The following is a 25900-nucleotide window of genomic DNA, read 5'->3' as shown; positions in this document are numbered from 1 at the left end:
CGGCTCGGGGCGGCGCGGTGCCCTGTGCGTGCACCGCGCCGTCCTGTGCGTGCCCTCCGCGGCACGCAGCCTGAGCCGTTCGATCGGAGCCTCATTAGAATGGACCTGCCGGAAGGGCGGATGTGCGGTGACGCACGCTGCTGATGCTCGCAACTGTGGCCCACCGGCATCGACATTCCTGAGAGCGGGCCGAACCCAGGGCAAGGGCCCCGCCGCGGGGCAGGCAGCGCCGATCGCCTCGACGGCCCGGGTCACCCACCCGCGAAAGGTGCGTCATGGCCAAGCAGGTGACCTGTCGCAGAGTCCATGAGCGGACGTCTTTCGAGGACGGCAGGCGGGTGCTGGTCGATCGTGTGCTGCCTCCGGACATCAGCGGGGACGACGCGCGTGTCGACGAGTGGCTGAGTGACGTGGCGCCATCCACCGACTTGCGGTGCTGGTACGGCCATGACCCCCTTCGTTTCACGGAGTTCCGCCGCCGCTATCTCGCCGAACTCGACGATCCCGCACACCGGTCGGCGGCGAACCGCCTGCGTGACCTCGCCGACGACGGCAAGCTCACCCTGCTGACCGCCGCCGAGGACGCGGATCACAGCCATGCCGCCGTACTCGCGGAATGGCTCACCGGTGCCGAACCTTCCGAGCCCGGTCCACCCGCGCCTCCGCCTCCGCCTGGATACCGGGCGGCTGTTTCCGCCAAGGTCGCGAACCTCAATCCGGGAGCGTTCGCGTTCGTCATGGGCACAGGCATCGTGTCCACCGCCCTGAACGCAAACGGTGCCCACACCGCCTCCCTCGCGCTGCTGGTGGTGGGCCTGGCGGGTTGCGCGGTGCTGTTGCCCGCCTACGTGTGGCGGCTGCTGCGCCGGCGGGAGCGCTTCGTCGCCGATCTCGTCGGGCCGCGCTCGTTCGCCTTCCTCACCATCAGCATCGCTTCCAATGTGATCGCCGCCCGCATGGTGGCGGACGGACACATCTCGGTGGCCGGGGGGTTCCTGGCGTTCGGGGCGGTGGGGTGGCTGCTGCTGGGCTACGGGATTCCCCTCGGACTGATCGCCAGCACGCGGCGGGACGCGTCGTTCGACCAGGTCAACGGCACCTGGTTCCTCTGGGCGGTCGGATCCCAGTCGGTGGCGGTCGCGGCGGCGGGTCTGGCCCGGCTGACGTCAAGCCACCCGTTGCAGGTACTGGCCCTGGTCTGCTGGGGCATCGGGCTGATGCAGTACCTGCTGACCGCCGCGATCGTCCTGGCCAGGCTACTGGCGCGGCCGGTGGCACCGGCGAACCTCATGACATCGTCGTGGATCTGCATGGGCGCGGCGGCGATCAGCGTGCTCGCCGGGACGAGGCTGCTCGCACTCCCGGCGGGAAGCATGCTGCTCTCCCGTTCGGTCGTCGCCGGATCGTCCGTCGTCCTGTGGTCGTTCGCCAGCTGGCTGATCCCGCTGCTGCTCGCTCTGGGCGTATGGCGGCACGGCCTGCGAAAGGTTCCCTTCCGATACGAGCTCGGCTGGTGGAACCTGGTCTTCCCCATCGGCATGTACGCGCTGACCACCCACGAACTGGGGCGCACGACCGGGACGTCGTGGATGACCACCCTGGGCCGCTGGGAAATCTGGGTCGCCGGCGTGGTCTGGGTGCTGGTGATCGCCGCCATGGGGGCCGCCACGGTCCGGCCCCACCTCACGACCGGGCGTGCGGCCGGCCCCGAAGCGACGCGTCGCGTAGCCGCGCACACGCCAACGGGCCGAAGCGACGCGTCGCGTAGCCGCGCACAGACCAGCTGCCCGGACCCACGCCCAGCTCAACGGGCCTATCACCGCCGTCCCCCGCATGGGCTCCGCGTACGCTGACACTCGTGCCCACCTCTCGTCTGCGCCGCGTCGCCGTCCTGGTGCTCAGTGGTGCGAAACCGCTCGACGTCGGCATCCCCGCGCAGGTGTTCACGACACGCGCGAGCATGCCGTACGAGGTACGGGTGTGCGGCGCGGCGCCCGGCCTCGTCACCGGCGGCGACGGCTTGTCGTACCACGTCGCCGACGGGCTCGACGCGCTCACGTGGGCCGACATCGTCTTCATCCCCGGCTACCGGTCTCCGGCCGACGACGATCCGCCCCAGGCGGTCGTCGAGGCGCTGATCGCCGCCAGTGACCGGGGGGCACGGCTCGCCGCCATCTCCACGGGTGCCTTCGCGCTCGCGGCCACGGGCCTGCTCGACGGCAGGCGCGCGACCACCCACTGGCACTACACGCGGGCGCTCGCGGCGAAGCATCCACTCGTTCAGGTCGACGAGAACGTGCTCTTCGTCGACGAGGGAAAGGTGCTGACGTCGGCAGGGGCCGCTTCGGGCATCGACCTCTGCCTCCACATTCTGCGGGGCGACCTCGGAGTGGCGGCGTCGAACCACGCGGCCCGGCGTCTGGTCGCGGCCCCCTACCGCAGCGGCGGTCAGGCTCAGTACGTGCCGCGCAGCGTTCCCGAGCCTCTCGGCGAACGGTTCGCCGCCACCCGCGAGTGGGCTCTGCACAGACTCGGCGAGCCCCTCACTCTCGAAGTCCTCGCTCGACATGCGGCGGTCTCACCGCGCACCTTCCTGCGGCGCTTCAACGAGGACACGGGATACACCCCGATGGAGTGGGTCAGGCGCGCACGTATCGACGTGGCCCGCGCCCTGCTGGAACGCTCGGAGCGGAGCGTCGAGCAGATCGCCGCCGAGGTCGGTCTCGGCACGGGAGCAAATCTCCGGATGCATTTTCAGCGCATCCTCGGCACCACCCCGAGCGAGTACCGACGCACTTTTGCCCGGGGCGAGTAGCTCGTCGTCGGATGGCGGGATCCTTGCGGACCATGGCGCTCCCGCCGATGCCACGAGCGGGCCGTGCGCGCCATCGTGGTGGTGAACAGAAAGGACACCCCACTCATGACTCGCATCGCCATCAACGGATTCGGCCGCATCGGGCGCAATGTGCTACGCGCACTGCTCGAGCGCGACAGCGACCTCGAGGTCGTCGCTGTCAACGACCTTACGGAGCCTGCCGGTCTTGCGCGGCTGCTCGCCTTCGACTCGACCGCCGGTCGGCTCGGGCGCCCGGTGACCGTGGACGGGGACACCCTCGTCGTGGACGGCCGTCGTATCGCGGTGCTTGCCGAGCGCGAACCCGCTCAGCTCCCGTGGGCGAAGCTCGACGTCGATGTCGTGCTCGAGGCGACGGGCCGTTTCACGTCGGCCACGGCCGCCCGCGCGCACCTCGACGCGGGCGCGAAGAAGGTGCTCGTCAGCGCACCGTCGGACGGAGCGGACGTCACGCTCGCGTTCGGGGTGAACACCGACGCCTACGACCCGGCCACCCACACCATCATCTCCAACGCCTCCTGCACGACCAACGCGCTGGCGCCGCTGGCAGCGGTCCTCGACGAGCTCGCCGGCATCGAGCACGGTTTCATGACGACGGTGCACGCCTACACGCAGGAGCAGAACCTGCAGGACGGTCCGCACCGTGACGCCCGGCGAGCCCGTGCCGCCCCCGTCAACATCGTGCCGACAACGACGGGCGCCGCCAAGGCGATCGGCCTCGTCCTGCCGAACCTGGCGGGCAAGCTGTCGGGTGACTCGATCCGGGTCCCGGTGCCGGTGGGCTCGATCGTGGAACTCAACACGACCGTCAGCCGCGATGTGACGCGTGACGAGGTGCTGGCCGCGTACCGCGCCGCGGCGGAGGGACATCTCAACGGCGTCCTCGAGTACTCGGACGATCCGCTCGTCTCCTCCGACATCACGGGCAGCCCCGCCTCGTCGATCTTCGACTCGGCCCTCACACGGGTCGACGGCCGCCACATCAAGGTGGTCGCCTGGTACGACAACGAGTGGGGCTTCTCGAACCGCGTGATCGACACGCTCGAACTGCTGGCAGGCAGCTGACCGTTCACCAGCCCGCCACCGCGCGCCGGAGCCCTGCCGACGCCCCGCTCCCCCATACGTGACGACCACGGGTGCCCGGGACCGCCGCGTCCCGGGCAGGGCGAGCCGGCGGAACCAACTGCTGTGCGCCATCGGCCCGTCGACACGGCCGGCGCGACCATGAGGCGCGGATCGCGTCGGAGCGGCGCCGGCCTTCACTGGTGCCCGTAGGCATGGTTGCGTGCTGATCCCGCGGGGCGACCACCTGTCGGCCGCCGGCACGTCCATGCCCGTCCGGGACCCAAACCCTACGCGTGGACACGGCAGTTGCCGAGCGGGGTTGTCCCTAGATCATTGTCTGGGGGTGCGGCAGGTGGCAGCATCGGGCGCATGTCGGGAATCAGTGAGCCGGCCCCGCGCCGGCGGGTGGGACACTTCGTACGGGCGCGGCTGCTGCCGCTTCTGCTGTGCGTGCTGGCGGTCGCGGGAGCCGCCGGCTTCGCCGTGGTCGGAGTGTCCTCCGAGGAACGGCGGGACCGGGACTGGCGGGCAGCCTCGCCGTGCCCGGCCGCGGCACCGGTCGATGTGCGTGCCGACTGCGTGACGACGCTGCCCGCGGTGATCGAGCGCACCACGGCCAAGCTGAACCGGTCCAACAGGGACGACTGGCTGTACTTTTCGGGCGGAAGGCCCGTGGAGCGGCTGAACGTCTCGTACGACACCGCCACCGCCTTCGAGGCGGGCGACCACGTCACGCTGACGTGGTGGCGCGGCGCCCTGATGAAGGTCGCGAGCGAGCGGCACACCGCGAACGAGGGTGTGCCGCGTCCCGGGGGCATCGCCGGCGGTGTCGTCTTCTGCGTCCTCGTGGCCGGCGCCCTCGTCGTCCTCACGCTGGTACGCCGGCGCCGCGACGGTCGCCCCGTCGCCGCGGACGAACCGGCGTCGCCCAGCGTGTTCACTTTCCTGCTGCCGCTCGGTGTCGCCGCCCTGTGGGCGGTGCCCCTCGCCGGAGCCCGGCCGGGCCGTGCCGTCGCGGTACCGGTGGCGGCCGTCGGCCTGCTCGTGGTGCTCGTCCTGCTGGCGCGGGCCTGGCAGGTGAGCGGCCGGACAACGCCCCTCGAGCCGCGCCCGCTGGCCGAGGGCGAGGACGTCGTTCTGCCGGCCCGCTTCCTGCAGGGCATGCCATCCGACCCGGGTCTGCAGGGCAGCCATATCGCCGTCGGCGCGGGGCCGATGGCGGTATTGTCCCACGGCGGTCCCGGCCGCTTCGGCGGCAAGGAGATACCCGAGGGACGTTTCGCCGTACAGGGGATACGGCGGCCGAAACGCTTCATGGAGCGGACCGTGCCGGCCCACTGGAACGTCGCCGAACTCCTCGACTCCGGAGCTCCGGTCCGGCTCGCCGCCGCCCCCGCCGACCTGCTCCTGCTCGTACAGGAGCTGGAGCGGGCGGGGCTCGGCGTCTCACGGTGAGCGCGACGTCCCCCAGCGCTCCGAGCGGCGAGGACGCGCCGCGCCCCGCCCGTCAGCGACCGCGAGGGCGAATGCGACCGCGACCGCGACCGCGACCGCGACTGCGACTGCGACTGCGGGGAGTCGAGCATCACCGCATCAGGTCATCGTCACCCCCGCACATGAGGAGCCCGTTCGGGCTACGTGGCCCACTGCCGATCGCCGACCGTTTCCGCCTTCTCGGGTCACCGGCCCAGGATGCCCGGGGCGCCCGAGCCTTGCCCGTCGCTCTCCAGTACGGGGTGGAGGCGGGGGCCAAATAGCGCATGCCGAGGTGCCTGGACGGATGCGCGATGCGGAAATGGCATATGCATGGAGGAGCGATGGAATAGCGAAGGCAGCTGGAACTGGAGAGAACTGCGTCATGCCCCCGAACAGCAAAGCAATCGTATGTCCGTTTGATTTCAGTACGGGCTTGGAATTCGACCCCTCCCTCGCGGCGCTCATGGCCCGCGATTCCATCACCCGGATCCGGCTGCCGTACGGCGACGCCGACGCCTGGCTGGTCACCGGGTTCGACGCGGTGCGGCAGGTGACCACCGACCAGCGGTTCAGCCGGGCGGGGATCATGGGGTTCGACTATCCGCGGCTGACGCCGGAGCCGATCGTCTCCCCGGAATCGATCAACGTCATGGATCCGCCGCACAGCAGCCGTCTGCGCCGCCTGGCATCACAGGCCTTCACCAAGGGGCATGTGGAGCGGATGCGCCAGCGGATCAGTCGCCTCGCGGACACCCTGCTCGACGAGATGGCCGCACAGGGACCGCCCGCGGATCTCGCACACCATCTGTCGAACCGGCTGCCGCAGCACACCATCTGCGACGTTCTCGGGATCGTCCAGGACGACTGGCCCCGGATGGACCGGTACGTCCACCAGTTGCTCTCCACCGGCCCCGACAGCCGCGAGAGCGCCGCGACCGCCAAGTCCGAGCTGCGGGCGTACTTCGGCGCCCTGGTCGAAGAGCGGCGGCGCTCCCCCGGGGACGACCTGATCAGCGTGCTCGCCACCGCCAAGGACGGCGAGGACGCGCTCGACGACCGGGAACTGGCGGTCATGGCACTGACGCTGATGCTCAGCGGACACGACACGGCCACCTGCCAGATCAGCAACATCTCCTACCTCCTCCTGACCCGTCCCGAGCTGCTGAAGCACCTCAGGAGCCGTCCGGAGAACCTGACTGCCGTCCTGAACGAGCTGCTCCGCTTCATTCCCTTCCGTAAGGGGGTCGGCATTCCACGAGTGGCACTGGAAGATGTGGAGATGGACGGGGTGCGGATCCGGGCGGGTGACTTCGTCCACGTCTCCTACCTGACCGCGAACCGTGACCCGGAGCGCTATCCGAACCCGGACACCATCGACCCGGAGCGGCCCGCCCTGCCGCACATGACCTTCGGCTGGGGCGGACACCTGTGCGTCGCCGTGCCGCTGGCCATGGCCGAACTCGAAGTGGCCATCGGACAGTTGCTGGAGCGGTTCCCGGAGCTGCGGCTGGCGGTGCCGCCCGAGGAAGTGCGCTGGGACACGGAGACGATCCGACGCTTCCCCATCGAGCTGCCCGTGACCTGGTAGGGCCACGGAGACCAGGACCACGGAGACCGAGCATCCCTCCGCAGACGCGGGCGGCCACGACGACCGTGGCCACCCGGCGGATCTCCGCGCCTCGGCGCACACGGGCGCGTCCACCCCGCGTCACCCGCACTCCCCCATCGCTCCTCCGTGTCGCATCCGCGCGCTGACGGAGCTCGACGGAGCGATGCCGAGGACAGACCGGTCGAGCTCGGCCGAACGGCCGGACGCGAGGTCCTCGGTCTGCGGAGATCCGCTTGCCGTTCGATCATTCTGACCATGGCCCCGAATTCCTCCGGCGCCCCTTGGTCGCCTCCTCCGATCGCACCGATGCTGGCCGTGCCCGGCCCGCTGCCCGAGCCCGACGCGGACTGGGCGTTCGAGGCCAAGTGGGACGGTGCGCGCTGCGTCCTGACCACGACGGGCGACGGAACCGTACGGCTGGTCTCGCGGGCGGGCAACGACGTGACCGTGACCTATCCCGAGCTGCAGGCTCTGGGCGGCGTTCTGCACGGGCGCGGTGTGGTCCTGGACGGTGAGGTCGTGGTCCTGGACAGGTCCGGTCGCTCCGACTTCGGGCTGCTCCAACGCCGGATGGGCGTGGTCAACGCCCGCCGTGCCGCGCGGCTGGCGCTGGATTCCCCCGCCCATTTGATGATCTTCGATGTCATGTTTCTGGACGGCCACACCCTGCTCGGCTCCTCCTACGGCGAGCGGCGCGGGGTCCTGTCCTTGCTGGGGCTGGACGGCCCGCACTGGTCGACACCGGCCTATGTGCACGGGAACGGGGCGCAGGTGTGGGACGCCGTGGTTCGTGAAGGGCTGGAGGGCGTGGTCGCCAAGAGGCTCTCCTCCCCGTACACGCCGGGGGTCCGATCGGCCGACTGGCGCAAGACCAGACGGATGGAGACCCTGGACGTGATCATCGGCGGCTGGACGCAGCGGAGAGGCGCGGCCGAAGGTGTGCTGGGTGCGGTACTGGTGGGCCTGGACGGGCCCGCCGGACTGCGGTACGCCGGATCGGTGGGATCGGGGATGTCGGAGCACGAGATCGGCGAACTGAGCGCGTATCTCACGGTCATCCCGCGCTTGACGCCCCCGTTCATCGACCGGCCCGACGTGGCCGGCGCGCACTGGGTCGAGCCGCGGCTGGTGGCGGAGGTCACCGCCTCGGAGTGGACGGCGGCCGGCCGTCTGCGCCATCCGGTCTGGCAACGGCTCCGGCCGGATCTGACCCGGCTGGAGTGACCTGTGCGAGCCCGTGCGGCAGGGCGAGAGGTGTGCGGCGCCGCCGTGACGACCCCCGCAGCAACCGCAAAGACTTCTTCGCGAAGAACTCTTTGCGAAGAAGTCTTTGCGGTCTAGAGTGCGCGTTATGACTGACACACCTGCGGGGCAGGAGGGTCCGAAACCAGGGGCCGACTCGGTTGTTCTGGACGCCAAGGGACTGCGTGCCCTGGCCCACCCGGTGCGCGTGCACCTGCTCGGGCTGCTGCGGAAGTACGGTCCCTCGACGGCTACCCGCCTCGCGGAGCGACTCGGCGTGAACTCCGGCACCGCCAGCTACCACCTGCGCCAGCTCGGCGCGGCCGGCTTCGTCGAGGAGGACACGGAACGGGGCAACGCCCGCGAGCGCTGGTGGCGTTCGCTGCATCGGATGACGGAGCTGAACGACCCGGAACTGGCCGAGCGAGAGCCCGACGCCGCCCTGACCTACCTGCAGTCCGTCGCCGCCGCGTACACCCTTCGTACCCAACGGGCGGTCAACGAGCTGCAGACGCTGCCCCGTGCGTGGCGGGACACCTTCGACATGAGCGACTGGGCCCTGCGGCTCACACCCGAGGAGACCGCCGCCCTGCGCGAGGAGTTGCGGGCAGTCGTCGCCCGCTACCGGAGTGATACGCCGGAGGCAGCGGCGAGCGCGCCGGAGGGAGCCGAGCGGGTCGCCGTCATCACCCACCTCATACCCGAACTGGACGCGCCCGGCGCCCCGGAGCTCCTTCCCGGTCCTCAGGAGGCGGCAGGAACGGAGAGGTCATGACGGAAGTCGTCCCCGGCGCGGGCGGCATATCCGGCAAGCGGTCCTTACGGCCGCTGGGCGGGGTGCTGGCGGCCATGGCCGTGTCGCTGACGGGCACGCGCGTCTCCGCCGTCGCGCTTCCCTGGTTCGTACTCGTCACGACCGGCAGCGCCACCCAGACCGGACTGGTCGCCTTCTGCGAGATGACTCCCTACGTGGCGGTCAAGGCGTTCACCGGGCCGCTGGTGGACCGGATCGGGCCACGGGCCGTTTCCTGGACCACCGACCTGGCCAGTGCGGCCGCGGCCGCCGCGGTTCCCCTGTTCCACGTCCTGGACCTGCTCACCTTTCCGCTCCTGCTGGCCCTGGTCGCACTGATCGGCGCGGTCCGCGGCCCCGGAGACCTGGCCAAGGAGGTCATGGTCCCGGAGGCTGCCGAGCGCGGCCGGGTGCCGCTGGAGCGAGCCGCCGGTCTGTCCGGCGTGACCGAACGGCTCGCGTCCACCGTCGGTCCGGCGGCCGGCGGCTCCCTGGTGGCGCTGCTCGGCCCCATGACGGGTCTTGTCGTCAACGCGGGCTGTTTCGCTCTCGGATCACTGATCATCGGACTGGCGCTGCCTCGTGGCATGGGGCACGCGGTCGAGGAGGACCCGTCGCACGCCGGCGAGACGGAACCGGGTTACTGGCGACGGTTCGGCGAGGGCTTCACCTTCCTGCGTGGCGAGTTGCTGCTGCTGACCGTCATCGTCATGGTCGGGGTCACCAACCTGCTGGACGCGGGATTCGCCACGGTGCTCATGCCCGTCTGGGCCAGAGAGTCCGGCAACGGGCCGACCGCGATCGGTCTGATGGGCAGTGTGATGGGAGCGACGGCGGTAGCGGGGAGTCTGATCGCCTCGGTGGCGGCGCACCGCCTGCCGCGCCGGGTGGTGTTCTTCACCGGCTTCCTGGTGGCCGGGGCGCCGAGGTTCCTGATTCTGGCCTCCGGCGCGCCGTTGGGAGCGGTCCTTGCCGTGTTCGCCGTCAGTGGATTCGGGTCGGGCTTCCTCAACCCGGTACTGGGAGCAGTCCTGTTCGAGCGGGTGCCGCGCCGCATGCTGGGCCGGGTCAACGCGCTCGGTGACTCGCTGGCCTGGGCCGGTATTCCGCTCGGGGGACTGATCGCCGGCGCGGCGGTGGCCTCCGTCGGACTCGCGCCGGTGCTGCTCGCCGGCGGGACCGCGTACTTCCTCACCACGAACCTGGCTGGACTGCGGCCGGAATGGCGCGACATGGACCGTGTGGGTGGGCGAGGTGCCCCGAAGCCGGACTCCGAGGAAGCCGTTCGGTCGACGCGTGCGGATCTCACGACATGACAGGGTGAGGCGGTCGGGAAGAACTTCGAGTTGCCTACCTTGGAAAGGCAACTGCTCGGCCGAGAGAGCGATTTGATTTCGGAGCAGGACGATCCCCCCTGTCGATACGGTCGTTGTGCCGTCTTGCTCGAGAACCCTCACGCTTCACGCGGCGGTACGTTCGCTCACGGCGCGGCGGCGGAGACTCCCCTGCTGGAGAGCCTCAGGCACGTACGCCTGGTCGAGCGTGCCGACGTCGGTGCCCGGCGGGACGATCTCGTCGATCCGGTCGAGGATGTCGTCGGTGAGGGCCACCTCCGTACCGGCGAGGAGGTCGTCGAGGTGGCTCATCGTGCGCGGCCCGACGATCGCGGCGGTCACGCCGGGGTGAGCGATCGCGAACGCCATGGCGAGGTGGGTCAGGGGCAGGCCCGCCTCCTCGGCCAGCGAGATGAACTGCTCGACCGTGTCGAGTCGGCGCTCGTCGTTGAGGTGTGCGAAGAAGTCGGCGCGGCGGAGTCGGTTCGGCAGGCCCTTGCGGACCCGCCCGGTGAGCAGCCCCTGCCCGAGCGGGCCCCAGACCAGCGTGCCCATCCCAAAGCGCTGGGTGACCGGCAGCACCTCGCGTTCGATGCCGCGGTTGAGCAGCGAGTACGGCGGCTGTTCGGTGCGGAAGCGTTCCAGACCACGCCGCTCGGCGACCCACTGGGCTTCGACGATGTCGGACGCCGGCATCGTGGACGTCCCCGTCGCACGGACTTTCCCGCTCTGGATCAGACCGGAGAGAGCCGAGAGTGTCTCCTCGATGTCCGTGGTGGGGTCCGGCCGCTGGATCTGGTAGAGGTCGATGTGGTCGGTCTGCAGACGGCGCAGCGAGTTCTCGACCGCGGTCACGATCCAGCGCCGAGAGGCGCCCTGTCGATTGGGGTCGTCACCCATCGGGCGGCTCACCTTGGTCGCGAGGACGACGTTGTCCCGTCGCCCCTTGCGTGCCTTGCCGACGACCTCTTCGGAGTCTCCGTAGGCGTCGGCGGTGTCGATGAGGTTGATTCCCGCATCCAGCGCTTTGTGGATGATGCGGACCGAGTCGTCGGGGTCGGGGTTGCCGACGGACGTGGCGAACATCAATGCGCCGAGCGCATAGGGGCTGACCTTGATTCCGGTCCGGCCGAGCGTGCGGTACCGCATGGTAAATCTCCCTTTCGCCATGATGAGGATCTGCGTATGCGCCAACGCCGCCACACGGACGGGAGGCGGATGCGGCCGTCGTGCGGACACCGCGTGCGGACACCGCGTGCGGATGCCGCGTGCGGATGCCGCGTGCGGCACGCGACATTTCTTCGGTGCCGTCTCGTGGCACCCGCGGGGCGCCGGTCCGCCGAGCCGGTCTCCAGCGTGCCCCGGTGCGGGCGCCGGCGGGAGAGGCGTCCTTGTCCGGGGCAGGCAGTCCCTGGCTGCGCCGGGGCGTCCCGGGGCATGGTGGAGGTGTGGACAGAACCGAACTGGCCGACTTCCTGCGCCACTGCCGGACCCGACTCGCCCCTGCCGACGTGGGGCTCTCGCAGGGTGTCCGGCGCCGTACGCCGGGACTGCGCCGCGAGGAGGTGGCTCAGTTGGCGGGCATGTCCACGGACCACTACACGCGGCTGGAGCAGGCCAGGGGCTCACGCCCGTCCCGCCAGATGCTCGCCGCCGTCGCCCGCGCGCTGCGACTGACCGGCGACGAACGGGACCACCTCTTCCATCTGGCCGGCGAGGAGCCCCCACGCAACCGGCCGACCACGGAGCACGTGCGCCGCGGCCTGCTTCTCGTCCTCGACCGGCTCACCGACACTCCCGCCCAGGTGGTGAGCGACCGCGGTGACGTCCTCGCACAGAACGCGATGGCCAAGGCTCTCCACGGTGACGCGTCCGTCCGCCCCGAGGCGGAGCGGAACGCCACCTGGCGGTACTTCACGGACCCCTCCGCGCGGGAGCTGTTCCCGGTCGAGGACCGTGACCGTGCCGCCCTCGCAGCCGTGGCGGACCTGCGCGCCACCTTCGCCCGCCGCCCGGACGACGTGCGGCTGGCAGCGCTCGTACGCCGGCTCCGCGCCCGCAGCGAGGAGTTCTCGGCCTTGTGGGACGCCCACCACGTCGCCGTGCGCCGCACCGACGTCAAACGCTTCCTGCATCCGGTCGTCGGCCTGCTGGAGCTGGACTGCGAGGTACTGCTGAATCCAGAACACGACCAGCGGCTGATCGTCTACACCGCCCGTCCGGGCACCACCTCCTACGAACGGCTGGAACTGCTGCGCGTGGTCGGCCTTCAGGATCTGACCCGCGACTGATCCGCCCGGCCGGATCCGCCGGCGCCCGCAGCGGCGGTACCGGTCGACCCCGAGGTCGTCGTGCCGACAGCTTCTAAGAAGTCCCGGAGCCGGCCGGGCTAGCCTCCCCTTGCGGTGGGGGGACCGGCGCGGAGGAGGGTTTCGGCTTCCGCTTCGGGCCCGGTGACCTCCTCCAGAGGATTCCAGGCGTTTGCTGGTTCTCCGCGGAAGGGGCCCGGGCGGATCGGCCCGGGATGACGGCGACGATCCGCGATGACGGCGGGCACCCTTCGCCGAGCGGAAGCGGAAGCCGAAGGTCAGTCGCCGGGGACGGTGATGGTCACGGTGGCGCCCGGCTTCAGGGTGGAGTGGGGGGCCGGGGACTGGGCGGTCACATCGAGGGAGTCGTCACCGATCTCGGAGTCGTCGGTGAAGGCCATGCCGTAGTCCAGTTCGGCGAGTCGGTTGCGTGCGTCGGCGACGGTGAGCCCGGTGAGGTCGGGAACGATGCCCTTCGCGGCGGTGGGGCTCGGCTTGTCGTGGGACGTCGGGGAGACGGTGGCCGGTGCGGTCGAGCCGCCGTCGTCGTCCTGACAGGCGACCAGTGGGCCGAGCGCGAGCAGCAGCGTGGCGACGCGGAGGGCGGCGAGGCGGACAGGACGAGGGCGGACGTGGTGCATGAAGGACTCCCCGTGAATGACGCCCGTGGACGTTCCGTGGCGTGCCGGATCTCAGGGTGGCGGGCCGCCGACGCCCGGCGCCATACGCAGAGGTGCGTAGCCCCGCGACCGTGGAGAACAGCTGCTCGAACGGCGCTGTGATCGCCCGGCTCCTGAGGCAGAACAGCAACAGCGGCACCTGCCGACACCTCCGGTGGGGCCGCTCAGCGAGTCCCCTGTCCTCGGACACGACAGTACGGGGCCGCCCTCGCGGAGGGAGACCCCGTACCGTTCGTCACTGTTCGGAACTCACTCGATATTGATCTTGAACGTGCTGGTCGTGTTGCGGACGTCCTGCGCGTTGCCGCTCATCCGCAGGTTGCGGAAGGTGGCTTCACCGACGGCGGGACCCTGACCGGGCTCCGGCAGCTCGTTGGCCCAGATGCCGAATCCGGACTTGGCGTCGAAGGCGTCCCCGCTCTTCTTGGAGTTGGTGATGGAGATGTCGGTGAAGATCGTGTCCTTCACCGGGAACTGCGGTTGGCCCCCGACGTAGTTGGTCTGGAACATCACGCCTCCGTAGGTGGAGTCGTCGATGTCGACGTCGTTGACCCGTATCCCCTGGAACACCTTGGAGGCGGAGAACGCCCAGATGGCGGGGAAGACCTGCGAGCCCCAGAAGTGGCCGCCCGTCCTGTCCAGGGAGACGTTCTCGATCGTCGTGGGGTCGGTCCCGAAGCCGTTCATCGGGTAGCCGAAGTCCAGCGACGAGATCGTGATGCCGGAGTAGACCAGGGTGTCGGCGACGCGGATGTTGCGGAAGGTGTTGGCGTAGCCGCCGTAGACGGCGATACCGGCCGCTCTCCAGGTGAGCGTCGCCGTCAGGTTCTCGTAGAGGTTGTTCTTCTCGTCGGCGCCGCCGGCGTCGATCGCCGAGAAGAGCGCGAAGCTGTCGTCGCCCGTGGCCCGGGCGTCGTTGTTGACCACGTGGTTGTCCGTGGAACCGTTCGTCATGTTGATGCCGTCGGCGAACGTGTCACGGATACGGGAGTTCTTGATGGTCATGTTGTCGGTGTTGGCGCCCCAGTAGAGGCACACCATGTGCTCGACCCAGATGTTGTCGATGGTGATGTCGGAGACGTTGGAGAAGTCGAACACCTTGCCCGGGCCGTCGATCCGGGACGTGTAGTTGCCGAAGTAGGAGAAGCCGGCGAACGTCGAACCCTTGGCGCTCGCCTCGGCCCGGAAGCCGATGTCCGTGTTCTCCTGCGAGGAGGGGGCGTGGAAGCGGGTGAACCACGGTCCGGCACCGACGACCTGGACCGCCTTGCCGTAGACCTGGAACTTGCTGGAGGTCTCGTAGTCACCGGCGGGGAGGTAGACGCCGACGAGCTTGCCCGTGGTGTCCATGCGGACCTTGTCGAGCGCGTTCTGCACGTCCTGGTGCGCGAAGCCGGCCGGGACCGTGTAGGCGGCCGGGTCCGGGTTCGCGGCGGCGGTCGCCTGCTCCGTGTTGATGAAGTCGATGTTGTAGTAGGTGGAGCTGTTGGCGGCGTCCTTCTGGAGTCGGATCTTGGAACCGGCCGGCACGGTCTTGCCGAGCAGCAGGTTCGCCTCGTCGTAGATGTGGCGCGGAGCACCGGAGCCGGGCGAGTTGCCGGGCGCGGTCTCGTTGCCGTACAGCCAGGCGTACTTCGAGGTGAGGTCGATCGCCTTGAGGAACTGGCCGTCCACGTAGACGTTGAGCGTGCTGTCGGTGCCGTCCGGGATCGAGAACCGGGTCACCAGGCTGTTGGTCGCCGCGCGGGTGGTCCACTCGACGTACTGGCCGGTCCCGGTGAGGGTCACCGCCTTGCGGCCGCTCGCCTCGCCCGCCGCGTCGCCGATGGTCCGGTTCGGGCCGACGACCTTGGCGCCGCCGCCGACCGTGCCGTCCTCGGCCTCGTACATGTCGTACGGCATGTCAGCGCCGCGGCCGATGAACAGGGGTTGCGTGGTGGTGTTGTTGGTGCGCTTGACCGGCAGTTCGTTGGCGTCGTCGGCGATGACCGTCTTCACGGTGTACTTGCCGTTGGCGCCCGTCCACGAACCGAGGCTGACCGGAGCGGTCGTCTGCCCCGAGGCGATGACGCCGTTGTAGGAGCCGCTGAGCGTCTTGACGGTGGCGCCCTTGGAGTCCTGGATCGTCAGGGTGACGCCGTGGGCACCGGAGGCCGAGTCCGTCGTGCCCTGGTTCTTGATCGCGACGGTGAACTTGACGTCGTCGCCCGCCGAAGCGCTGGACGGAGTCCAGGAGACCGGCGCCGCGATCAGGTCGGAGCTGGAGACGGGCTTGACGACGAGTGCGTCCGAGCGGGTGAAGACGTTGTTCGCGTCGTTCTGCTCGATGACCTTGTTCGACGGGTCCACCTCGGCGCCGACCGGGTAACTGCCCGCGTCCCGGGCGCCGATGCTCGCGGTGACCGTCTTCGTCTCACCTGTGGCGAGGGCGGGGACGTCCGCCGTGGCGACCTTGGTTCCCCCGAGGGTGAAGTTCAGATCGGTGGCCTTGGACGCCTTGGTGCCGCTGTTGGTGACGGTCGCGGTGAGACTGATGGCGTCCGACTCGACGGGAGCCGTGGGCGTGTTCGTGATGCCGGTGACCTTGAGGTCCGGGTTGGCGGCGGGGGTGCCGATGACCTGGAACTCGGCGACCTGCGCGCCCGGAGCGCCGGTGTTGGAGGTGAACTTGAGCTGGATGTCGGCGGCGGAGCCCGAGACCGGGATGGTCACCGTGTTGCCGCTCGCCGGTGAGAACGTGTAGTCCTTCGCCGCGGCGAGGCTGGTGAAGGTCGTCGCGTCCTGGTCACGGCCGAGCACCTGGATGTTCTGCGTGCGCGTCGACCAGGCCGAGTCCGGGCTGAGCTTGACGACGATCTGGCTGAGATCGGCGTTGGCGCCCAGCTTGGTGGTGAGGGTGGCCGGGTAGGCGCCTCCCCCGCTTTCCCAATAGGTGCTGGTCAAACCGTCGTTGGCGTTGGTCGCGACGAACGTGAAGGTGGACGAGGAAGCGTCGATGGGCTTGCCCTGGGCCAGGTTGGAACCGCCGCCCGAGCCGGGCCTGGTGACGCTGTTGCTGGCCACCGACACGTTCCCGGCGGCGTCCTTCGCCTTGACGTAGTAGGTGACCGTGGCCGCCGCGGACGGGGTGTCGGTGTACGTCAGGACGTCACCCGCGACGGACTTGACGAGCTGGTCGTTGGCGTAGACGTCGTAGCCGGTGACCTTGACGTTGTCGCTCGACGCCTGCCAGGTGAGCTTCACGTCGCTGCCGGACTGTGTGTAGGCGAGGTTGCCGGGCGCCGTGGGAGCCTGCGTGTCGCCGCCCGATCCCTTGCGGGTGACGCTGTTGCTGTTGGAGGAGACGTTGCCCGCGGCGTCCTTGGCCCGCACGAAGTACGTGATGTCGCTGCCGGCCGGCTGGGTGTCGGTGTACGTCAGGACGTTCCCGGCGACGGTCGCCCGCAACTGGCCGTTGGCGTAGATGTCGTAGCCGGTGACACCCGTGTCGTCGCTCGCGGCGCCCCAGTTCAGCTTGATCTGCCCGGTGGCCGGCTCGGTGTAGCTCAGGTTCGACGGCGCGGTGGGCGCCTGGGTGTCGCCGGTCGCCGGCCCGTAGACCTCGAGTTCGGACAACTGCCCCGCCGGCCAGCCGGTGTTGGCCGTGATCAGCACGCGCACGTACCGGGTCGTGGTGGTGTCGAGGCTGATGGTCGCCGACTGGTCGTCGCCGCTGTCGAAGGTGTACGCCTTCGAGGCCGTCAGGTCGGTGAAGTTCTGGTTGTCGGTGGAACCCTGGACCTTGAGCGTCTGACTGCGGCTCGGCCATCCGCTGGGCAGCCGCAGCGCCACCTGGTTCACCTTGACCGAGGACCCGAGGTCGACCTGGAGCCATTGCGGAAAGGCGTTGTTCGTGCTCTCCCAGTAGGTGGCCCGGTTGCCGTCACCGGCGTTGCCCGCGCCGTAGACGTCGGCGTGCCCGCTCTCGCTGAAGGGCTTGCCCTGGGCGAGGTTGGGGGTCGAGGCGGCGGTCGTGAGGACCTGCATCTCGGCGAGCTGAGCGGTGGAGGCGACCGAGTTCTTGCTGAAGTCGGCTCGTACGTAACGCGCGAGGGTCGCGGGGAAGGAGACCTTCACCGTGTTGCCGTTGCCGGGGCTGAAGACGTACTGCGCCGACGACTTGAGCGTGGCGAAGCTCTTTCCGTCGGCACTGCCTTGAAGCGCCAGCGTCTGTTTGCGGGTCTGCCAGGCCTCGGGCAGACGCAGCACGACCTGGCGGACGCGCTTGGTCCGGCCGAGGTCGGTCTGCACCCACTGGGCGGACTTCTTCCCGGCTTGCCAGTAGGTGTCGGCGTCGCCGTCGGTGACGCTGGCGGCCGTGTGTGCGCCGAGGGCGCTGCCGGCCTTGGTCGCGGCGTCCGCGGCGGCGTTGGGCCCGCCGGCCGCATGGGCGCCGAGGGCGGGCATGCCTAGCACCATGACGGTGGAGGCGAGCACAGCGGTCGCTGCGCGCCGTCTCCAGGATCTGGGCTTGTGTCGAGTCATGCGGGGTCACTCCCTGCGGAGGTTCGCGCGCCGGAGGGGGCGGCGAGGTCGGCTCGTTCCTGGGCAGAGCGGTGGCACGGTGGCGCGGTACGACAGAACGGCGGGCACCGCCTGCGCAGAGATGGGTGATCTCCACACAGGGGTGCGCAGCTTCTTGCGCTCTTTCATCGCAATATTGCAGAGCACTGTGAGTCCGTCTACCGTCAGGACGCCACAAGTTTCACCGACCGCACCCGCGCCTCAGCAGTGGAGGCGCGGCGTGCGCGGCTTCCAGGCCGATGAACAGGGCAATGAGCGCGCCCTGAGGAGGGGCGGCGGAAAAATGCGGCCCGCGCGCTACTTCCTTTGGGGATCCGGCACTTGGCACATCGAGAGCGTTTCGGACGCCCTTTGAAGCCAGGCCGGTGCCCGAGCCCGCGCGGTTCGGTCCCGGCGTCGGACCCCGCCGATCGAGGCCTTGCGCCGCACAACGCAAGAGAACGCAAGAAGCGCAATTTCTTGCGCATACATGCGCCATCCTGAGCGACTACCTCACGCGGAACTGGCAGCGGTTGGTTGCGGACCTGGTCCGCCGCGAGCGGGATGACCTCGTACTGGTTCCGCGCAACCGTGACCGCCACCCCGGCGTGCGTGCCGCGAGGCGGGGACTTGCAGATCGCGGGCGGTCGCACTGGAAGGCGACTCCCGCACCGTGCGACGGTCGAGCCGATCCGGTCGGGCGAGCGCCCTGCGGATCAGGTTCCTCGCCAGGGCTGCCGCACGGCTTGCTGCGAGAGCCCGTTCAGTCCAGATGATCTTGCCTGATCCGGTGTACCGCGTGCTGCGGGCCGACAGCAGGACCGCGTCGGCCTCGGGCCGGTCGGCGCCCTGGAGGGAGTGGACGGCGTCGTCCACGGTAGTCAGCCCGTCATGAACACTGAACTGGATTCCGAATAGCCGCTACTGCACATTCACACTGCTGTCCAGCTCCTACGGTATTCGAGTTGGATACTGAAGCGATCGGTTGAATAGTGACCGCTCAGTGCGTAGCTCTTTGCTCCGGACAGCGAGGATGGCCGGCAGACGAGAGCCGTCGGTCCACTGTCAGCTGGGGAGCAAACCGCCTTGAGCATGCGCAACGAACCTCGTGGTGCCACGGCACCCGAGGACTCTTACGAGAGCGAGCTGCCGGTCAGGCGCGAGCAACCCGGCAATGTCGTGGTGAAGTGGCTGACCACCACCGACCACAAGACCATCGGCACGCTGTATCTGACCACCTCGTTCGCGTTCTTCCTGATCGGTGGTGTGATGGCGCTGCTGATGCGCGCCGAACTCGCCCGGCCGGGAATTCAGATCATCTCCAACGAGCAGTACAACCAGGCGTTCACGATGCACGGCACGGTCATGCTGCTGATGTTCGCGACGCCGCTGTTCGCCGGTTTCACGAACTGGATCATGCCGCTGCAGATCGGCGCGCCCGACGTGGCGTTCCCGCGGCTGAACATGTTCGCGTACTGGCTGTACCTCTTCGGCTCGCTCATCGCGGTGGGTGGCTTCCTCACTCCGCAGGGCGCGGCGGACTTCGGCTGGTTCGCGTACGCGCCGCTGTCGGACGCGGTGCGTTCGCCGGGGGTCGGCGCCGACATGTGGATCATGGGTCTGGCCTTCTCCGGCTTCGGCACGATCCTCGGTGCGGTCAACTTCATCACCACGATCATCTGCATGCGCGCTCCCGGCATGACGATGTTCCGGATGCCGATCTTCGTGTGGAACGTGCTCCTCACCGCCGTACTGGTCCTGCTGGCCTTCCCGGTGCTCGCGGCCGCGCTGCTGGCCCTGGAGGCGGACCGTAAATTCGGCGCTCACATCTTCGACGCGGCCAACGGCGGCCCCCTCTTGTGGCAGAACCTCTTCTGGTTCTTCGGCCATCCGGAGGTGTACATCATCGCCCTGCCGTTCTTCGGCATCGTCTCCGAGGTCATCCCGGTCTTCTCGCGCAAGCCGATGTTCGGTTACATGGGTCTGATCGGCGCGACGATCTCGATCGCGGGTCTGTCCGTGACCGTGTGGGCGCACCACATGTACGTGACCGGTGGCGTACTGCTCCCGTTCTTCGCCTTCATGACGTTCCTCATCGCCGTACCGACCGGAGTGAAGTTCTTCAACTGGATCGGAACGATGTGGAAGGGCTCGCTGTCCTTCGAGACACCGATGCTCTGGGCCACGGGTTTTCTCGTCACTTTCCTCTTCGGTGGTCTGACCGGCGTCATCCTGGCCTCGCCGCCGATGGACTTCCACGTCTCCGACTCGTACTTCGTGGTGGCGCACTTCCACTACGTCGTGTTCGGCACCGTGGTGTTCGCGATGTTCTCCGGCTTCCACTTCTGGTGGCCGAAGTTCACGGGCAAGATGCTCGACGAACGCCTGGGGAAGATCACCTTCTGGACGCTGTTCGTGGGCTTCCACGGCACGTTCCTGGTGCAGCACTGGCTGGGTGCCGAGGGCATGCCGCGCCGTTACGCGGACTACCTCGCGGCCGACGGCTTCACCGCCCTGAACACGGTCTCGACGATCTCCTCGTTCCTGCTCGGCCTGTCGATGCTGCCGTTCCTCTACAACGTGTGGAAGACCGCCAAGTACGGCAAGAAGGTCGAGGTCGACGACCCCTGGGGTTACGGCCGTTCGTTGGAGTGGGCCACGTCCTGCCCTCCGCCGCGCCACAACTTCCTCACCCTGCCGCGGATCCGCAGTGAATCCCCCGCGTTCGACCTGCACCACCCCGACATCGCCCTGGCCGAGGACCGAAGCCACGGCGGAGGAGGCCCGCTCCTGACCGAGCGAGGGCCCAGGTGAGCGATCTGCTGCGGCCTGGACCCGACGGCGAGCTGGGTAACGCGGCCGAGGGATACCTGCTCTGGCACGCCACCGTCACAGAAGCCGAGCAACGTGCACGTGAGTTCGTCGAAGCCATGGACTGGCTGACCACGTCGCAGCGGGAAGAGATCGAACGGTGCTACGTCGCCGACAGACTGAAACGTGCTCGCAAGGACATCGAACGGATCGCGGCCCGATGTCTTGAACTGCGTGCCGAGTACGAGCACCGCTACCGAGGGCTGCGGAGGCGCTGCGTGGGGCTGGCCCTGGCCGTCTGCGCGGCATCCACCGCGGCCGTCACCCTGTTGCTGCTTCTGTGACCCTCAGCAGCACACGCCCGGCCCAGACCCGGTCCAGCTCCTGCCGTTCGGTGTCGTTGGTGTCGTCGTTATGACGGTGCCGTCGGTCAGGGGTCGAGGAGGCTGTGTGCGGCGAGGGCGAGCGACAGCTCCACGACGTCGGACGGCCGGCTCAGCGAGCGGCCGGTGAGCTGCTCGCAACGGCGCAGCCGGTTCAGAACCGTGTTGCGGTGACAGTAGAGCCGGCCGGCGGCCCGCTGGGCCGATCCGTCGCAGGCGAGCCAGGCCGTGAGGGTCTCCAGCATGACGTCCCGGTCCGACGGGTCCAATCGCAGCAGCGGCCCGAGCACCCGCTCGGCCAGCGCCGCACCCAGGACCGGGGCGGAGACGACGAGCGCCGCGGGCAGGTGCTCCTCCAGCACGACGGTTCCCCCGGACCGCGGGCAGGCCCGAAGCGCCGTGTCCGCCAGGCGCCGGGCATCGCCGATCGCCGCGAGACCCTCCACCACCGGGCTCACCCCGATCCGGGCCACGGGCGGGGCGGTCAGCCGGCGGGCGATCTCCCCGGCGTCCACGTCGAGCCCGTACACCCGGGGAAGCTCCTCGCCCCGGGTGACGTCGTCGCCCGGACCGCCCCCGGCCGCCGCCATCGGGCCGGGGCCGGTGTCGAGGAGACCGCTCTCGTGACTGTGACCGGGTTCGCCCTCGTCGTGGGGGTGGCCGGCGAGCAGGACGATGCCGTAGCTTCCGCCGCCGTCCCGGTCACGGTCGCGGTACCAGAGGACCCGCAGGCCGGACAGGTGGACCTGCCCCCACGCGTCGGCGAACGTCCGCCCCGAGGGCAGTCGGGCCAGCACGACCGCGTACCGCCCCTGCTCGGGGAGGCCCAGGGCGGCCGCGGTGGCGGGCAGGTCGGCGATCCGCGCGGTGCCGTCGAGCAGCGCGGCCGTCATCAGCCGCAGCCGGTTCTCCCGGCGCCACATCAGCTCGCGTTCCGTCTGACGGTAGGCCTCGGCCACGACGGCACAGTGGTCGTCGACGAAGTTCCACACGTCGGCGGCGACATGGACGAGCAGACGCGCGTCCGAGGGCTGACGGCGGGTGGTCTCGTCGACGAGTTCCTGCCAGACCATGCCGCCGCCCAGCCGGAACGCGCGCAGCAGGGCGTCCAGCGGGAGCCCTCGATCGGCTCGTGCCCTGCCGATGGCCCAGGAGCAGCGACGGGCCGCCTCGCGCAGTTCGCCGGGCCGGATCAGCGATTCGACGTTGAGCCGCAGCGAACGCCGCACCTCGTCGCGCACGCTCTCCGCGTCGGCCTCCATGGCCGTGCGGTACGCGGGCTCGCGCTCCCGCAGCAGCGTCATCAGGCGTTCGGTGAGCTCGGGCAGCCCCGCCAGCAGCGCCCGCGCGGCCTGGTGCAGTACCGAGAGGGCCTCCGCGTCGACGGCGGTACGGGCGGCCGCCACCGGAGTCCGCGATCCCGGCAGGGGCCGGCCGTGGGCGGGTACGAGGTGCTGCATCGCTGTCCTCCACCGGAGTCGGCTCGGTCCGGCCGGTCCGGTCGGCCGACGCGCGGCCGCACGGGTGCTCCGGATCCGGACCTCCTGATCCCGCAGGATGACATACCGCCTGGTCGGTACCTAGGGGTGTGCGGTGGTCTTCTCCGCGCGGTCCAGCCAGCGGGAGAGTTCGACCCGGGAGCGGACCCCCAGCGCGGCGAAGACATTCCGCAGGTGGTGGTCCACGGTACGGGGGCTCACGGACAGGCGCAGCGCCACTTCGCGGTTGGTGGCACCCTCGGCCACGCAGCGGGCGATCCGAAGCTGTTGGGGCGTCAGAAGGCCGAGTGAACCGGTCGGTTCGCCCTGCCCCGCGTCCCCGGTCGCCCGTAGTTCGGCCCTGGTCTGCGCGGCCCAGCCGAGTGCTCCGCCCCGTTCGAAGGACACCAGCGCGTCCCGTAGACGGCCGCGCGCCTCGCCCGGTCTGCGCCGGCGTCGCAGCCAGGTTCCGTAGAGGAGTTGAGTGCGGCCGCGTTCGAAGTCCCCGGTGAGCTGGTCGTGGTGGGCGAGCGCGGCGGTGAACAGCGGCTCGCACTCATGGGGTTCGGTCAGCAGTGCACGGCAGCGGGCCAGTTGGGCCGGTGCCTGCGGATCGGCGCCCTGTGCCGCCCAGTGGGCGAACTCCGCCACCGCCGAACGGGCCGCGTCCGCCTGGCCGGTGCGGGCCGCCGCCTCCACGAAGCAGGGAACGGCGAGCATCCGCACCGCGAAGTGACCGCGGCGCGGGCCCGCGCCGACCAGCGGGCCGAGCCGGGCGGCGGCCTCGGGAAGTCGGCCACGGGCCAGGTCGGCACGGGCCCTGGCCCACTGGGACAGTGTGGCCGCCTGCGCGAGACCGTGAGGCGCGGCAACGCGCTCGGCGGCGGACGCGTGCTCCGCGACGGCCTCCTGTGACCCCTCGACCGACGCCACCAGCGCGAGGATCGCGTGATGGTGCGCCGCGAGGTTGTACTGACCGGCACCGAGCGCGGTGCGCAGGCCGTCCTCGGCGTGGGCCCGGGCGCGGGCGTGCCGGCCGGCGCGCAGTTCTCCGTACGCGAGGCGTTCCAACGCCTGGGCGACCAGGATGCGCGGGCCGGAGGCCCTGGCGACGGCGAGCGCGCGGGAGTTGGCCCGGCAGGCGGCGGTGAGGTCACCTGCGACGAGCGCCGCTCCCCCGGCTCGTAGGAGTGCCTCGGGACCGTCGGGGACTCCGGCCGCCCCTGCTCCGGCGACCACTTCCCCCAGCCGGTGCCGACCCGTGTCCAGGCGTCCTCGCATGACCGCGGACATCCCCGCCCGATACGCCGCGAGCCGCGGGTCGGGTTCCGGCCGGCCCGGAGCACGGTCCAGGGCCTCCCGACACGCTGCCGCGTCGCCCATCGCCCAGGCCGCCTCCATGGCGGCGAGCCTTGCGGCGAGGGCGCGGTCTCCGTCGGCCGGGCCCAGCAACTCGGCGGCGAGGAGCAGCACTTCGCGGGCGTCGGCGGCCGGACCGTCCTGGAGGGCGAGCTGCCCGATCACCAGTTGGGCCGCGCCGCGCACGGCGTCGGGCGCGCGCTCGTGACCGGCCTGCGCGAGCAGCTCCCGCGCTCGCTCCGGCAGCCCGGCCAGCCTGGCCTGGTCGGCGGCGTCGATCAGCCGGACGGCCGGCGGGCGTGCCCCTGTGGCGAGTTGGGCGGCCGGCGACGCGGCGACCGGGTCCCGACCGGTGTCGGACGGTGAGCCCTCCTGACGGCCGAGGTCGTATACGGCCGCGGCTCCGCCTCGGTCGTCCAGGGGCTCCTGACGTTCCGGAAGCCTCGATGCCTGCGAGCGGAGGGCGGCCGGCCCGGCAGCGGGATCGTCGGCGCGAAGGAGCAACGCCTCACCGGTCGGGGCGTGCGCAGCTGCCGTGGAACCCGGGGCAGCCGGCACGGGCAGGGGTGCCGAGGTGCACCGGGGACAGGGCGCCGGCCCTGGGTCGCCGCTTCGGCGCGGCTCGTTCGCCGCCGCTCGCAAGGCCGTCGGTAAGGAGCTCCGGCCTGCCGTCCGGAGTGGACTTCGCGCAGTCGCGTTTCCCGTCACGACCGTCACGTTACTTCCGCGTAAACGAAGGCGGAAGCCCCGCGTTCATCTGCCTGCACAGTCAAGGAAACCTCATGTGACCTGGGCGAACGAGGTCCTGGCGGGGGCGCCGGATGGGCGAGCTCCCAGGCCCGGCACGCAAGGCTTGTGAGCGCGCACAAGGACCACCGGCCGCGGCGGCACGCCCACGCGGGTGACGGCCGCCGGAACCGGTTCCGGCGGCCGTCACCCGCTTGCTCGGTCGTACGGTGCGGGACGGGTCAGGAGGTGTGCGGGCAGTTGCCGCGGTACTCGGCGATCGTCAGCGACGCCTGCGGCAGCGGGCAGAGGAACTGCTCGTAGCGGGTGTCATTGTCGATGAACCGCTTCAGCCACGAAATGCTGTACTTCGCGATCGTCGTGTTCGAGCTGTTGGGCGTGAAGTGGGTGGCGCCCCTGAGCTCCAGGTACGCCTTGTCGAGCGTGCTCGGCAGACTCCGGTAGAAGGGTTCGGAGTGCGTGGCCACCGGTGCGATCGTGTCCCCGTCGGCGCCCACGATCAGCGTCGGCGTCTGGATCTCCGGCCAGGTGGTGTCCAGGTTCCAGCCGGTGAGCGGGATGGCGGCCTGGAGCGAGGGACGGCTCTTCGCCGCCTCCAGCGTGCCGCCGCCGCCCATCGAGTGGCCCATGACGCCGAGCCGGGTGCTGTCGATCCTGGTCCGCACGGAACTGCGCTGGGTCAGGTAGTCGAGCGCGGCGAGCAACTGCCGCCCACGGCTGTCCGGTTGGTCCAGGGTGGTGAGAGTGTCGATGGTGAACACGACGAAGCCCTGCGAGGCGAGCCGGGGCCCGAGCCAGGCGATGGACGACTGGTACGCGGTGTATCCGGGCGAGATGACGACCGCGCCGAAGGTGCCGTCGCTGGTCGAGGTCGGGTAGTAGACGGTGCCTCCGCCGAAGCCGGTCGCCGAGAGCGAGGAGACGGTGGTCTGGGAGACGGCGTACGACCCGCGGGTCGCCTCGATGCTGGCAGTCGTGGGGGCGGGACCACGCTCGTACGGGTTCGCGGCGGCCTGCGCCGAGACGACCGGTGCTCCGATCGCCTGTGCTCCGGTGGCCTGCGCGGCGACAAGACCGCCCGCGGCGAGCAGCGCCGCGAGGCCGGCCCGCGCCAGACGGCTCGTGAGCCGGTGCGGGCGGCGCGCGGACGGGTAGGGGCCGACGGGTGCGGCGGGTGCGGCGGGTGCGGCGGGTGCGGCGGGTGCGGCGGGTGCGGCG

17 protein-coding genes are annotated in these 25900 nt (G+C 70.2%); 11 read left to right on the top strand and 6 right to left on the bottom strand.

All coding sequences use genetic code 11. From position 1 onward, the window contains the following. Nucleotides 1-275 precede the first annotated feature (275 nt). The 8 genes from OG199_RS42090 to OG199_RS42055 all read left to right on the top strand — a co-directional run bounded on the left by OG199_RS42090 (nt 276) and on the right by OG199_RS42055 (nt 10355). Nucleotides 276-1853 (top strand): DUF488 family protein, encoded by a 1578-nt coding sequence (locus OG199_RS42090; protein WP_405834214.1) that lies wholly within the window; start codon nt 276-278, stop codon nt 1851-1853. Nucleotides 1854-1858: 5 nt separating this feature from the next. Next, nucleotides 1859-2815, top strand: coding sequence for a helix-turn-helix domain-containing protein (locus OG199_RS42085; RefSeq protein ID WP_356801601.1), 957 nt, complete (start codon nt 1859-1861; stop codon nt 2813-2815). 105 nt (nt 2816-2920) lie between these two features. Further along, entirely contained in the window at nt 2921-3919 is a 999-nt protein-coding gene (gene gap, locus OG199_RS42080) for a type I glyceraldehyde-3-phosphate dehydrogenase (RefSeq protein WP_405834212.1), read from the top strand. Between the two features lie 369 nt (nt 3920-4288). Next, complete coding sequence (locus OG199_RS42075) at nt 4289-5374, top strand: hypothetical protein (protein WP_405834210.1); 1086 nt, start codon at nt 4289-4291, stop codon at nt 5372-5374. Nucleotides 5375-5777: 403 nt separating this feature from the next. Further along, nucleotides 5778-6983 (top strand): cytochrome P450, encoded by a 1206-nt coding sequence (locus tag OG199_RS42070; RefSeq protein ID WP_356801596.1) that lies wholly within the window; start codon nt 5778-5780, stop codon nt 6981-6983. 276 nt (nt 6984-7259) lie between these two features. Further along, nucleotides 7260-8228: a non-homologous end-joining DNA ligase gene (gene ligD, locus OG199_RS42065; RefSeq protein ID WP_405834207.1), complete on the top strand. Its 969-nt coding sequence runs from the start codon at nt 7260-7262 to the stop codon at nt 8226-8228. Between the two features lie 127 nt (nt 8229-8355). Beyond that, nucleotides 8356-9021: a winged helix-turn-helix domain-containing protein gene (locus OG199_RS42060; RefSeq protein ID WP_356801594.1), complete on the top strand. Its 666-nt coding sequence runs from the start codon at nt 8356-8358 to the stop codon at nt 9019-9021. Then, nucleotides 9018-10355 (top strand): MFS transporter, encoded by a 1338-nt coding sequence (locus tag OG199_RS42055; protein WP_405834205.1) that lies wholly within the window; start codon nt 9018-9020, stop codon nt 10353-10355. The genes OG199_RS42060 and OG199_RS42055 overlap by 4 nt, the downstream gene beginning before the upstream one ends. A 144-nt stretch (nt 10356-10499) precedes the next feature. Here the strand turns inward: OG199_RS42055 and OG199_RS42050 are convergent, their stop codons facing one another. Further along, nucleotides 10500-11522, bottom strand: a complete 1023-nt coding sequence (locus OG199_RS42050; RefSeq protein WP_405834203.1) for an aldo/keto reductase — start codon at nt 11520-11522, stop codon at nt 10500-10502. Nucleotides 11523-11821: 299 nt separating this feature from the next. On the opposite strand from OG199_RS42050, the gene OG199_RS42045 reads away from it, so the two are divergent. Next, a complete protein-coding gene (locus OG199_RS42045; RefSeq protein ID WP_405834201.1) occupies nt 11822-12664 on the top strand; it encodes a helix-turn-helix transcriptional regulator in 843 nt (280 codons plus the stop codon). Between the two features lie 296 nt (nt 12665-12960). Here OG199_RS42045 and OG199_RS42040 read toward each other — a convergent pair whose 3' ends face one another. Beyond that, nucleotides 12961-13323, bottom strand: a complete 363-nt coding sequence (locus tag OG199_RS42040) for a PASTA domain-containing protein (protein WP_405834199.1) — start codon at nt 13321-13323, stop codon at nt 12961-12963. 288 nt (nt 13324-13611) lie between these two features. After that, complete coding sequence (locus OG199_RS42035; protein ID WP_405834198.1) at nt 13612-17886, bottom strand: discoidin domain-containing protein; 4275 nt, start codon at nt 17884-17886, stop codon at nt 13612-13614. Between the two features lie 1104 nt (nt 17887-18990). Here OG199_RS42035 and ctaD point away from each other — a divergent pair. Continuing rightward, entirely contained in the window at nt 18991-20718 is a 1728-nt protein-coding gene (ctaD, locus tag OG199_RS42030) for a cytochrome c oxidase subunit I (protein WP_401808264.1), read from the top strand. Beyond that, nucleotides 20715-21059, top strand: coding sequence for a cytochrome C oxidase subunit I (locus OG199_RS42025; RefSeq protein ID WP_356800677.1), 345 nt, complete (start codon nt 20715-20717; stop codon nt 21057-21059). The genes ctaD and OG199_RS42025 overlap by 4 nt, the downstream gene beginning before the upstream one ends. 86 nt (nt 21060-21145) lie before the next feature. Here the strand turns inward: OG199_RS42025 and OG199_RS42020 are convergent, their stop codons facing one another. The 3 genes from OG199_RS42020 to OG199_RS42010 form a co-directional block, all read right to left on the bottom strand. Continuing rightward, nucleotides 21146-22558: a PucR family transcriptional regulator gene (locus tag OG199_RS42020; protein ID WP_401808268.1), complete on the bottom strand. Its 1413-nt coding sequence runs from the start codon at nt 22556-22558 to the stop codon at nt 21146-21148. Between the two features lie 120 nt (nt 22559-22678). Next, entirely contained in the window at nt 22679-24439 is a 1761-nt protein-coding gene (locus tag OG199_RS42015) for a LuxR C-terminal-related transcriptional regulator (protein WP_405834195.1), read from the bottom strand. 464 nt (nt 24440-24903) lie between these two features. Continuing rightward, a complete protein-coding gene (locus tag OG199_RS42010) occupies nt 24904-25797 on the bottom strand; it encodes an alpha/beta hydrolase family protein (protein WP_401808336.1) in 894 nt (297 codons plus the stop codon). Between the last annotated feature and the right edge of the window lie 103 nt (nt 25798-25900).

Origin of the sequence: Streptomyces sp. NBC_01176 (genome assembly GCF_045039825.1) — a bacterium.
In the GTDB taxonomy this organism is placed as follows: domain Bacteria; phylum Actinomycetota; class Actinomycetes; order Streptomycetales; family Streptomycetaceae; genus Streptomyces.
This window is presented reverse-complemented; position numbering and strand designations above follow the sequence as displayed.

Bases quoted from the DNA above. Each gene is read 5' to 3' on its own strand.
- OG199_RS42090 (WP_405834214.1), top strand. From the start codon at position 276: ATGGCCAAGCAGGTGACCTGTCGCAGAGTCCATGAGCGGACGTCTTTC.
- gap (WP_405834212.1), top strand. From the start codon at position 2,921: ATGACTCGCATCGCCATCAACGGATTCGGCCGCATCGGGCGCAATGTG.
- OG199_RS42075 (WP_405834210.1), top strand. From the start codon at position 4,289: ATGTCGGGAATCAGTGAGCCGGCCCCGCGCCGGCGGGTGGGACACTTC.
- OG199_RS42070 (WP_356801596.1), top strand. From the start codon at position 5,778: ATGCCCCCGAACAGCAAAGCAATCGTATGTCCGTTTGATTTCAGTACG.
- ligD (WP_405834207.1), top strand. From the start codon at position 7,260: ATGGCCCCGAATTCCTCCGGCGCCCCTTGGTCGCCTCCTCCGATCGCA.
- OG199_RS42060 (WP_356801594.1), top strand. From the start codon at position 8,356: ATGACTGACACACCTGCGGGGCAGGAGGGTCCGAAACCAGGGGCCGAC.
- OG199_RS42055 (WP_405834205.1), top strand. From the start codon at position 9,018: ATGACGGAAGTCGTCCCCGGCGCGGGCGGCATATCCGGCAAGCGGTCC.
- OG199_RS42050 (WP_405834203.1), bottom strand. From the start codon at position 11,522: ATGCGGTACCGCACGCTCGGCCGGACCGGAATCAAGGTCAGCCCCTAT.
- OG199_RS42040 (WP_405834199.1), bottom strand. From the start codon at position 13,323: ATGCACCACGTCCGCCCTCGTCCTGTCCGCCTCGCCGCCCTCCGCGTC.
- OG199_RS42035 (WP_405834198.1), bottom strand. From the start codon at position 17,886: ATGACTCGACACAAGCCCAGATCCTGGAGACGGCGCGCAGCGACCGCT.
- OG199_RS42020 (WP_401808268.1), bottom strand. From the start codon at position 22,558: ATGCAGCACCTCGTACCCGCCCACGGCCGGCCCCTGCCGGGATCGCGG.